Annotated in this window: 7 protein-coding genes; all 7 read left to right on the top strand. The window is 38.8% G+C overall.

Translation table 11 applies throughout. From position 1 onward, the window contains the following. Nucleotides 1-294: 294 nt before the first annotated feature. The 7 genes from E5342_RS17985 (at nucleotide 295) to E5342_RS17965 (ending at nucleotide 9,915) form a co-directional block, all read left to right on the top strand. On the top strand, nucleotides 295-1,332 hold the full coding sequence (locus tag E5342_RS17985) for a tail fiber domain-containing protein (RefSeq protein ID WP_246867161.1): 1,038 nt from the start codon (nucleotides 295-297) through the stop codon (nucleotides 1,330-1,332). 47 nt (nucleotides 1,333-1,379) lie between these two features. Next, complete coding sequence (locus tag E5342_RS17980; RefSeq protein ID WP_008778959.1) at nucleotides 1,380-1,766, top strand: hypothetical protein; 387 nt, start codon at nucleotides 1,380-1,382, stop codon at nucleotides 1,764-1,766. A gap of 28 nt (nucleotides 1,767-1,794) precedes the next feature. Then, entirely contained in the window at nucleotides 1,795-2,340 is a 546-nt protein-coding gene (locus tag E5342_RS19895; protein WP_246867160.1) for a SpvB/TcaC N-terminal domain-containing protein, read from the top strand. After that, nucleotides 2,262-2,828, top strand: a complete 567-nt coding sequence (locus E5342_RS19890; RefSeq protein WP_246867159.1) for a hypothetical protein — start codon at nucleotides 2,262-2,264, stop codon at nucleotides 2,826-2,828. The genes E5342_RS19895 and E5342_RS19890 overlap by 79 nt, the downstream gene beginning before the upstream one ends. A 120-nt stretch (nucleotides 2,829-2,948) precedes the next feature. Beyond that, on the top strand, nucleotides 2,949-7,940 hold the full coding sequence (locus E5342_RS17975) for an RHS repeat-associated core domain-containing protein (RefSeq protein WP_246867158.1): 4,992 nt from the start codon (nucleotides 2,949-2,951) through the stop codon (nucleotides 7,938-7,940). Between the two features lie 126 nt (nucleotides 7,941-8,066). Further along, nucleotides 8,067-8,477: a hypothetical protein gene (locus E5342_RS17970; RefSeq protein ID WP_121737493.1), complete on the top strand. Its 411-nt coding sequence runs from the start codon at nucleotides 8,067-8,069 to the stop codon at nucleotides 8,475-8,477. A 754-nt stretch (nucleotides 8,478-9,231) separates the two neighbouring features. Beyond that, nucleotides 9,232-9,915 carry a hypothetical protein gene (locus E5342_RS17965; RefSeq protein ID WP_121960720.1) on the top strand — a complete coding sequence of 228 codons (684 nt, stop codon included), beginning with the start codon at nucleotides 9,232-9,234 and terminating at the stop codon, nucleotides 9,913-9,915. Nucleotides 9,916-10,438 lie beyond the last annotated feature (523 nt).

The following is a 10,438-nucleotide window of genomic DNA, read 5'->3' as shown; positions in this document are numbered from 1 at the left end:
TGTTTGTAGACGCAATGTTCCGCAATAAATGTGATTTACGTGTAGGGTTGTTATCCGTAATAGCCTCTTTTACGCAATTGTTTGGATATGGTACTGGGTTCCTTAGAAGTATTATTTGAATGTTTATCTATTTATATTTTAGAACAACTTATATGAAAACAACAAGACTTTTTCTTTCTTAATTTTATTAGTTTAGTATCAAACGCAAATGCTCAACTCCTGGTTCTTTCAAATGGACGAGTACAAGCTGGCCTTTTAAAAGACAATAATGAGGACTTAGGAAATGTAACCTCAATGCAGATATATGGTCGGATAGGGGATGCATGCGCAGGTTCGAAATTAACATTTGGTGATTTTGGACAATATGCAAATCAAGGTTGGAATGTGTTTGCTGGAGAATATGGAACCACGGATACGGATCAACTTTGGTTGCATGGGAAATTGGGTATTTATATGACTACAAATGGTTATGCTAACAATGTCGTGGCGTATTACAATCCGGCTAGTAATACTAATTTCGTGTTCAATACGAATCTTCGTGTGAATGGAGTGAATATAACTTCAGACGCTCGCTTGAAGGAAAATGTAGAGTCGCTGCAAAATCCATTAGCTCTTTTAGAGCAAGTGAATGGGGTCTCTTATTCATACAACCTCTCTACACTTGAGGAGAATAGGGAGCAGGATGAGTCTAAGTTCTCTGCCACATTGGATAATGGGATATCGGGAAGTTCCTCCGATTCAGAGGAGATTATGGATGCCGCTACTATCGCAAAGATAAATAGAGACAAACAAATCCAAGCAGAGATAGATCGAAGAGAGGCAGCGGAGGCTAGTCGTAAACGAATTGGTTTTTTGGCTCAAGACATACAAAAGGTATTACCCGAACTTGTACAAACGGATGAAAACGGGATGATGTCTATAGATTATATAGGTTTTATTCCGCTTATCGTAGAAAGTATCAAGGAGATGCAACAAACGATCCAACAACAGAATGAGGTGATTGATAATTTGCAAGCTCTACTATCGCCGGAGGTACAATCTCAATTACGTTCGAACACGACTTCCACAAGTAATATAAGTGCTGTGGATGGCGCAAAATTATATAATAGGGAAGGTGCATCTGTCTCTTATACCTTACCGGCGACGTTTGTGTCTGCTAGTCTACAGATATTTGATGTCACAGGTAAACCCGTGAAAGTTATTAAGTTGGATAATGGAAGTAGTAATGTGGTAGAAGTAAGCCGTTCGGAACTTGGTTATGGAACGTTTATTTATACGTTGTTTGTGGATGGGAAGAAAGCGGATACTTTGAAGAAGTATGTAAGTCTGTAATCTCAAGGAATTAAAAATAGAAATAACAGAATCATAAATTCTTTGATATGAAAGAGAGAATCGTCTTTTTTACATGTATCGTATTGACTTGCTTATTTTCCCCGTTATCATCACAAGAGGTTGACACGAGAAGCTGTGTGAGTACTTATACAAATCAGACAGTTTCATCAAGTGTATCAGTTTTGGGCTGTAATACGTTGGCTGTCCAAAATGTAACCGTGGCAAGTAATGGTAATTTATCTCTTTCCGCTCCGGCGCAAATTACGATTAATGGGCCTTTTGAGGTAAAGTCTGGCGGAATTTTGAATATTAGGCAATCCCAACAAATGATATTTACTTATACTTATGATGCGTCAGGAAATAGAACAACACGGCAATTTAGTGCGATGGCTTCATCTTTGGAGGCCGTTCCCGTAGACCAAGAGGAGGATTGATCAAAATATAATTTAAGTATACTTATAGATGAAATTAATATATTTATATACGATAGGGATATTTATCATGTTTATGTCCCCATCTTCTTATTTATGTGCCCAAGGAGTTGCTGAGAATAATCAATTTTTCGATTGGAAGGAAAGTGATTACAAGGCTTATGAGGATTCTTTATTGAAGGCTTTATATCCTCCGGTTATAGCGAAAACTGCAGAAAATCCGGAAAGGTTTTCACAGCAACCTCAGGCTTTTGTTCCTAAAGCCATATCTGATAATACTTACGTTCCGACTACAGTTACAATAGATAAATCGAAAGCTGTAGGAGAGATACCGATACAAACAGGTGTTTCCCCGACTGGAGCTAAAACCTATACGGTTCCCATACAGGTTTATCCGGGTATAAATGGATTTGAACCCCAATTATCATTGGCTTATAATAGCCAGCAAGGAAATGGCATCGTTGGTATTGGATGGGGTATTGGCGGTGTCAATCGATCATGCGTACGAGTAGGAATATTTATTATGATGGTAAGCCCCAAGGAGCTTTACGTACGAAAGCGGATGCGTTCGTGTTAGGCGGGATGCGTCTTATAAAGATCTCAGAGAATGCGACAACTATTAATTATGAGTCCGAGCAAGGCAATATAAAAGTAAAAGCTTTTTTGTCCGGCGATGTCGTGAAATATTTTGAGGTATTTTATCCTAATGGAACCAAGGGCATATTTGGATATGCCTCAAATACAAGCAATAAGATCTTTTATCCGATAGTTTCTTTGTCTGACTTGCGAAATAATCAGATCCTATATACTTATGTCGAGCAAGAAAACCATTACAGATTGACAAAAGTTGCTTATAATGGTGCCTCTGTGGAATTTCAGTATCAAGCCTCACGACCGGACCCCTTGGTCTCTTTTATAGGGGGGCTTAAGACAGGGGAAAGCTACTTGCTGGCTAAAATCATCAGTAAATTAGGCTCTACTGCGCTTTGTACGTATAGCTTGAGCTATAAAAACCAGAACAATAGCTCAGTTTTAAGCCAGATAGATTATTCCGCCTCCGGGTAATCTCTGAACCCTATAAAGCTTTATTATGGAGAAGGCATAACAGATGGGTCTTATGATAATGGTTCTGTCACACAGCTATATAATTGGTATGAATCAACGGATCCTGCTCGTATCAAGGTAGTGAAAGGAAGGTATGATTATGCGTCGGGGGCAGATGGTTTGATCTCTTTGCCTAATGAGAATCCCTATTGGGAGCATTACAGACATTCGACGGCTTTTCAGCATTCCCAGAATAGATATGACAATAAATTCACCGGAGAAGAGAAAATCTATCTTTATGCCGGATTGAATAGCGAGTACGCTTCCCCCATGCCCAATCTTACGACCGGAGCTAATTTTATCGATATCTTTTGTGCGGATTTGGAGGGAAAGCAAGAAGAGCATATCATAAAAGTAAACAATGGCGTTTCTGGTGATAATGATCAAGTGACTTTCCGTGTATATAGGGCCAGTTTGACTGTGGGATTGGTATCTAAATATACACGGACTTTTAATTTCCCGACCGTATTGACCGATGCGGATGGGGCAAAGAGCATACATCCTAAGTTTTATTATACAGGGGATTTCAATGGGGATGGAAAACAGGAAGTACTAGCGGTCTCTTGCCATCATCCTTTTGGAGAGACCAGTAAGACCTCTAAATGCTATATATTTGATTTGGAAAGTGGTAAGGTCTTATATCAGAGTTACTTGTTTCCCTATAACGTTAATTTTGTAGGCACGGAGCAGCCTGATCCTGAGGACGCATTTCAGAAAACAGATAGACTTCTGGTATTAGATTATGATGGAGACGGGAAAAGTGACATCGCTCTTATTAATGACTCCGGGGTAAATATATATACTTTTGATGTTTCCGGTAGTACTTGGACGGGCCGAAAAGTCTCTACTTATACCGGATTAAAAAAGGTGGATCTAAAAGATCGCTCGCTGTTGCTGGGGGAGATCAACGGAGATGGGCTTATGGATTTGCTGGTATCTCCGAAAAAAAAGGATCCAGTCTATACGTGGGCCGCTTATAACTCGATGGGAGATGGACAATTTTATAAATCCACGTTTGCCGGTACTCAAAACTCGGGGATTTCTACGGATGGCTTTTTGCTACAAGATGTAAACGGGGATGGTATGACAGACTTGATCCGGTATCATAGCTCCGGTTTCTTCACTTACCTCGCTAAGAAAAATAACGTGGGTTCGGTTGAATGTGCCCAAAATTATACATCGAAATCAATCTTGATCCCGACTAATATAAACAGTCATAATTATTTTAGTCAATTGGTCAGCTTGAAGAATGGAGTGGTTACAAAATATTCATTCAAGAGGAATGACAATAAAGGCGTTTTGGCCACGGGTATGGCGAATAGTTTGGGAGTGGTCGAAAAGAACACATACCTGTTGATGAATGAGGAGGCCATATCTTCCGGTACTTATGCTAAGGGTGCGAACGCTGTTTTCCCGTATGTGGACATTCAAGAGTCTATTCCTGTCATAGCCTTTTCCAGTACTTATATGAAAGGTAACCGGGTTGATAATTTCACTTTCACGTACCGAGGTGGTGTTATTCACCGCCAAGGATTGGGGTTTAGGGGATTTGAGAGTATATTCCGTACGAATTTGAAAGGGCAGCTTACGGAGCAATATTTTGATCCTTATAAATATGGCATATTGAAGAGTGAGGTTTCACCTGAGGCGAAATTGACCTATAATTTTGCCGTTAATGTTCAAGCCAATAAAACGGTCAAGATACGTTTAAGCAATAAGACAGAGCAGGACTTGCTTAAGGGTATTACTGCTACTACCGCTTTTGTATATGATACTTATGGAAATGCGACGCAAGAGACTATCACTTACACTGGGGGTATTACGGTAAAAAAGGCGAACACATTTTATAACAATACGGCAGAGAGTGGATATCTTATTGGTTTCTTGACCGATCAGAGCGTGACTACTACTCGTAATAGCAGTACTTATACCGAGCGAATGAATATTCCTTCGCATACGAACGGCTATGCGAATAGCAAGGTGTTCTATAAGAATGGAAATAAAGCGAAAACTTACGAGTATGTTTATGATACTCCGGGTAATATCACAAAAGAGACGCTATTCTTGTATGGTTCGGATAAAGGGCTGAAGACCGAATATGCTTATGATACGAACGGTCGATTGAAAAAGGTGACAAACCCATTAGGACTTGCAAATGAGTTTTCTTATAATACGGAGGGGCGTATGTCTTCTGAGAAGGACCACCGGGGAAAGTCTACGGCGCATACGTATGATCCATTTGGTCGGGAGACAAGTGTCACGTTCCCTGATAATACTACCGCTACTGTATCTTACGGATGGTCGGAGGAAGGGACAAACGCTTTGTATGCCATAACCCGTTCTGTGACGGGTAAACCTACTACTAAAAGTGTATATGATGCGTTGAATAGAGAGGTAAGAACGGCCGAGACTCGTTTTAATGGCAGTTTTCTAAAAACGGATAAAATTTATGATAGTTATGGAAGGGTGCAAAAAGTCTCTCGTCCGTTTGCCGGTAGTTCGGCTACGGCTTGGAATATCTATAGTTATGATACGTATGATCGCTTAACCGCTATATCGGAACCTTCCGGAAGAAAAACGACTCATGGTTATAGCGGCAATAGTATAACAACGGTGGAGGATGGAATCTCTGTCAAGCGGACGTATGATGCGTTGGGCAATCTTATATCTGTGGTAGACCCAGCAGGAACGATTACCTATAATCTGCGTCCGGATGGACAACCTTCTTCTATCGTCGCACCGGGTAACGTGACTACTTCATTTGGTTATGATGGTTTCGGCCGTCGGACTAGCTTGGGCGATCCTAGCTCTGGTACGACAACTTATGCTTATGACGCATCCGGCAACCTATTGAAAGAGACGAACGCAAATAATAAGGTTATCAATTACACGTATGATACGTATAATCGCCTTAAAACGGCGACTTTACCAGAGTTTACGACTACATATACTTATAATGGCTACGATGAGTTGACGAAGGTCTCTTCTTCTGTCGGAACTTCCATTGATTATGTATATGATGCGTTGGGTCGTCTGTCGAGCCAGACAGAGACGGCGGTAGACAATAAATATTTACGAAAGGATTATACCTATAACGGAGGAAATGTAAGCTCTATTAAGTATACGTCTCAATCCGGAGTTTTGACAACCGAGAATTATAATTATGCGAATGGTCATTTAGTTGAGACCAAGCTGAATAACCAAACATCCATATTTAAGCTCACGAAAGAGAATGACATGGGGTTACCTACCGAGGTACGCTCCGGTGCCTTATCTCGTACCTATGGATATGACAGTTATGGATTCCCTACTTCCAGGAAGATACAGAAAACAGGGGTGACCACATTCCTCCAGAATATGGAGTATGTTTTCGATCCTGTTAAACGGAACTTGACTTACCGGAAAGACATTAATGTATCCCAAGAAGAGAAATTCTCTTATGATAATCTTAATCGTCTGACTTCCTACAAAGGGCTTATGGCAACTTATGACGCGAAAGGAAATATCTTAACCAAAGGGGATGTCAGTGGTACATTCGCATATAATACAAGTGGCAAGCCTTACGCCATATCTTCCTCTAGCGTGGCAAATGGTATTATGTCTTCCGCCACACAGGTTATTAGCTATACCTCTTTCAAGCGTCCGAACGCTATTACGCAAGATGGTAACGTGGCCTCGTTTACCTATAACGGCAATCAGCAGCGTGTGAAGATGCAGGTGGCTAAAGGGGGTAGCCGTTTGTTGACCCGCTATTATTTGGGGGATTGCTATGAGATCGATGAGACTCCCTCGGGTAATAAGGAGAAGCTGTATTTGGCGGGAGAGAATTACTACGACGCTTCGGCGGTATTGGTGAAGGATCATACGAATAGCTGGAAACTTTATTATATAGGTCGTGATTATCTGGGAAGTATCACGAATATCATCACCGAGGCAGGGACGAAATACGCGAGTTATAATTTTGACGCATGGGGTCGCCAACGTAACTCATCCAGTCACGTTTACATCCCTTCGGGGCAGGAGGTAGAGTTGTTCCTTGGTCGTGGCTACAGTGGCCATGAACATCTTAAGGAGTTTGGCCTGGTAAATATGAACGCCCGCCTGTATGACCCGGCTCTGGGTCGTTTCCTCGCTCCTGACCCGTTTGTCCAGATGCCGGACTTGTCCCAGAACTTCAATCGTTACAGCTATGCCATGAACAACCCGTTGAGGTATGTGGACGAGGATGGAGAGTTTATCCATATTATAATAGGTGCGGTTATCGGAGGAACAGCAAATTTGATCTATAAGGCTGTATCGGGTCAACTTCATAGTTTCAAGGATGGATTTGCCGCATTTGGTATTGGAGCCGCCGCCGGAGGTTTGGGGGCTGCGACTGGTGGGTTGGCCTTTGCCGCTGCTGGAGGTGCCGCCGGGGGAATCGGAGGCTTTTTGGCTGGAGCCGCCGCAGGTTCGGCGAGTACGGCGGTGATGATGCCTGTCCAAAGTGCGGGTAACTCGTTGTATTTCGGGGATCCGTTTATGAGCTTGAAGGATTATGGCTTGGGTATTTTGGGTGGTGCCTTGACAGGTGGAATCGGAAACGGTATGGTTGCCGCCTTGAAAGGTAATAACTTCTGGACAGGTAAGGACGTTAAATTCGGACGGACGATCTTCTCGTTCAAGAACACGGCGACAAGGCCGGCACCGGAGATGAGGTTGATGGAGGCATCAAAACCTCAAATTACAGGAATACAGAGAAGTAATTTACCAACAGAAATTACAGTTTCGGATCAAGTAGGACAGAATCAGTCATTACCTTTTGCTGTTACGGATAAAGGTGTTGTTTTGCCAAATGAGGCAAAGTATCAAATACCAACTAATTATATTGAGAACCCAAGGCAACTGCCTAACAGTACGTCTTATGGTACGATAGAGAGTGGTAAATATATTGAAAAATTAAGAATAGATCAGGCGACTCCTGCAGGAAGAAAGGGGCCAAATCTAAGTCATTATCATTTAAATCAGAAAAGTAGACATTATATGCCTGGGAGTAAATCTGATCCAGGGTTCGGTGTGAAAATTAAATTTTAAATTTTAAATTTGTATCTGCTTGAGTAGTTTTACAAAGCCTTAGCTTTTTTGAACTTTCTCAAGTAGGTTTAATGAATTGTAATTATTCTTATCAATGAAATAAACGCTTATTTAAATTATAACTTTATGGGAACACTTTTTTTAGAATATTTTTATCATGATGTTGTGATAAAAGATATATTATATGATTTGAATGGTAGTGAAGGTGCTAATTCTATCATATTTACGTTAAATAATAATGAGGAATGCGATGAAGATACAGATGATAAATTAAGCAATCACTTTGATGATGTCAGGTGTGTATTTCGAGATATATACTCTTCTCGTATAGATTTGTATCATAATATTATAGGGAAGTATTGTATTTTGATGTCAGATGTGAGTGATACGGATATATTTCTTTTAGAATATAAAAAAGCGATGGAAGGGATTTTGCCTTTAGAAATCTTACAAAAATTGGTATGTTACTCAATTTATACGAATGAAGGAACTGTAAAAATTGTTTCAGAAGGCAATGTCGAAATTGTAAATGGGTGATTTGCTTGTTGTATAGATTTATTTTGTGTGAAAATTGATAATCAATGCAAGAGAATATGTTGTAAAATATATGGAATAATTTAATATCTCGGTAATACGGGATTTAGGACTCATTATCCACTATATTATAAGCCTGTAATGGCATTTAATTTATAATATATCGAGAAGATAGTGCGAATATATTTTATCAATTTATTTATTGTTATTTCTACTGTTTGTGCTTTGGCTCAAACAGTAGAAATGAAAGTTTCACAGGAGGGTGGACTTGATACGAGTGGATTTTGTGATTTTGAGAAAAAAGAGAATAATATTCTGATGATAAATTTGGAATAAGCTCCAATTTTTATAGAAAAATCAAAATAATATCTTAATTTATATAAATGGCATTCCTTTTAATTTATGTTTGATTGAAAATAAAGAATTAGTAGAAGAAAAATATAAAGATAAAATTTATGATTTATCTAAATATCTTCGATTTACTCCTGTGAAATCGAGAGGGAAGAATGTTGAAAGTAGCTATCTTTTAACGGCAAATGATTAAATATCGAACGGCTTGTCCTGGATATAAGACTCAAGTAATTAAGCCTAAATATTAAAAAGAACTGTTTCTGAAATTCTAGAGATATACTGGCTTCAAGTTGTTATTATACACATGAACTTAAAAATATGAAGCTAAGCAGAATGAATATTGATTGTTTTTTAGTAATTTTGGAGTAAATTAATTGGTGGATATTTTTGAATAAAATAATATATTATGATTACATTAGCATTAAAAAAGTCTATTTTAAATGATTGGAACGCTATATTTCCTCAGTTGTCGACCTATTCTCAGACTACTTTGTATGTGACATTAGATATAATGGTTGTAGGATTATTATTGCTAAGAGTAAGAGGAGAGGATGAGTATAGGCCTATTTTTCAAGTTTATCCCTTGTGGAAAAGAGATAATAAGGATAATCTATTTTCTCCAATCGTAAATAAGCCGATATTGGATAAGAAAAATTTAACATTTGATATTCCATATAACCAACATTCAAATTATTTTAAAGAGTCTATACGATGTGCTGAAGAGCAGGTTGGATGTTGTTTACGGCCGGAAGTATTGGTTGAAAAAATGTTTGATTTGATAAATAGTTATTATTCAAATGACTATCTGGTTCAATGTAATCCTATTTGTCAAGCAGATTTATTAGAGTTGCAATTGTATATTATGAAGTATATTGGTGATTATAGATCAATAGATAAAATATTAAATAATATCAATAAGGCTTCTAAAAAATGGAAATATCAATATTTTTATGAGAATTATTCTACCGAAGATTGGAAGAATAGCGTGCTGAAAAATATTGATGATTGGGATAACGTTCTTAAATTATTAAAAACAAATATGGATGATAAAAAAATTGCACGATTGAAGCATAGTCATTTAGTTTATTAATGGATAAGATGCTTAAATTGGCTCTGTGCGCCGAGGTTAAATCCATAACCTACTACTATAGGAGATGAGTTTGGCTGATTATTTTGAGATCTTGTTCAAGTTCTTATTGAAGATGTTGCCTCAAATTATACAATGGTAGATTTATTTGGCATAGAGAGTTATTATCCAATTTCTAAGGGATAAAGTGAAGGGTTTTATTTAAAATAGACTGTCTCAAGATGGAAAATTGGACAGTCTATTTTTTGTTTGAGTTTTTGTATATGTACTGATGCCGAGCTTATTTCTGAGCTTTAACAAGTGTAGTTACACTATAAACAATCTGTTGATATACCTATCATCATAGAAGCGTTTATCGGTGGAGCCGCCGCAGGTTCGGCGAGTACGGCGGTGATGATGCCTGTCCAAAGTGCGGGTAACTCGTTGTATTTCGGGGACCCGTTTATGAGCTTGAAGGATTATGGCTTGGGTCATTAGTGTCCCATAAAAAATAGGGACTAGTTAAACATTAAATAAATTTGGCCCA

The sequence above is a fragment of the Parabacteroides distasonis genome (assembly GCF_004793765.1).
Taxonomy (GTDB): Bacteria; Bacteroidota; Bacteroidia; order Bacteroidales; family Tannerellaceae; genus Parabacteroides; species Parabacteroides distasonis_A.
The sequence above is the reverse complement of the archived record's forward strand: the minus strand, read 5'-3'. Positions and strand labels throughout refer to the sequence as shown.

Coding starts and splice junctions, on each gene's coding strand:
- E5342_RS17970 (WP_121737493.1), top strand. CDS start 8,067: ATGGGAACACTTTTTTTAGAATATTTTTATCATGATGTTGTGATAAAA.
- E5342_RS17985 (WP_246867161.1), top strand. CDS start 295: ATGCAGATATATGGTCGGATAGGGGATGCATGCGCAGGTTCGAAATTA.
- E5342_RS17965 (WP_121960720.1), top strand. CDS start 9,232: ATGATTACATTAGCATTAAAAAAGTCTATTTTAAATGATTGGAACGCT.
- E5342_RS19895 (WP_246867160.1), top strand. CDS start 1,795: ATGAAATTAATATATTTATATACGATAGGGATATTTATCATGTTTATG.
- E5342_RS19890 (WP_246867159.1), top strand. CDS start 2,262: ATGCGTACGAGTAGGAATATTTATTATGATGGTAAGCCCCAAGGAGCT.
- E5342_RS17980 (WP_008778959.1), top strand. CDS start 1,380: ATGAAAGAGAGAATCGTCTTTTTTACATGTATCGTATTGACTTGCTTA.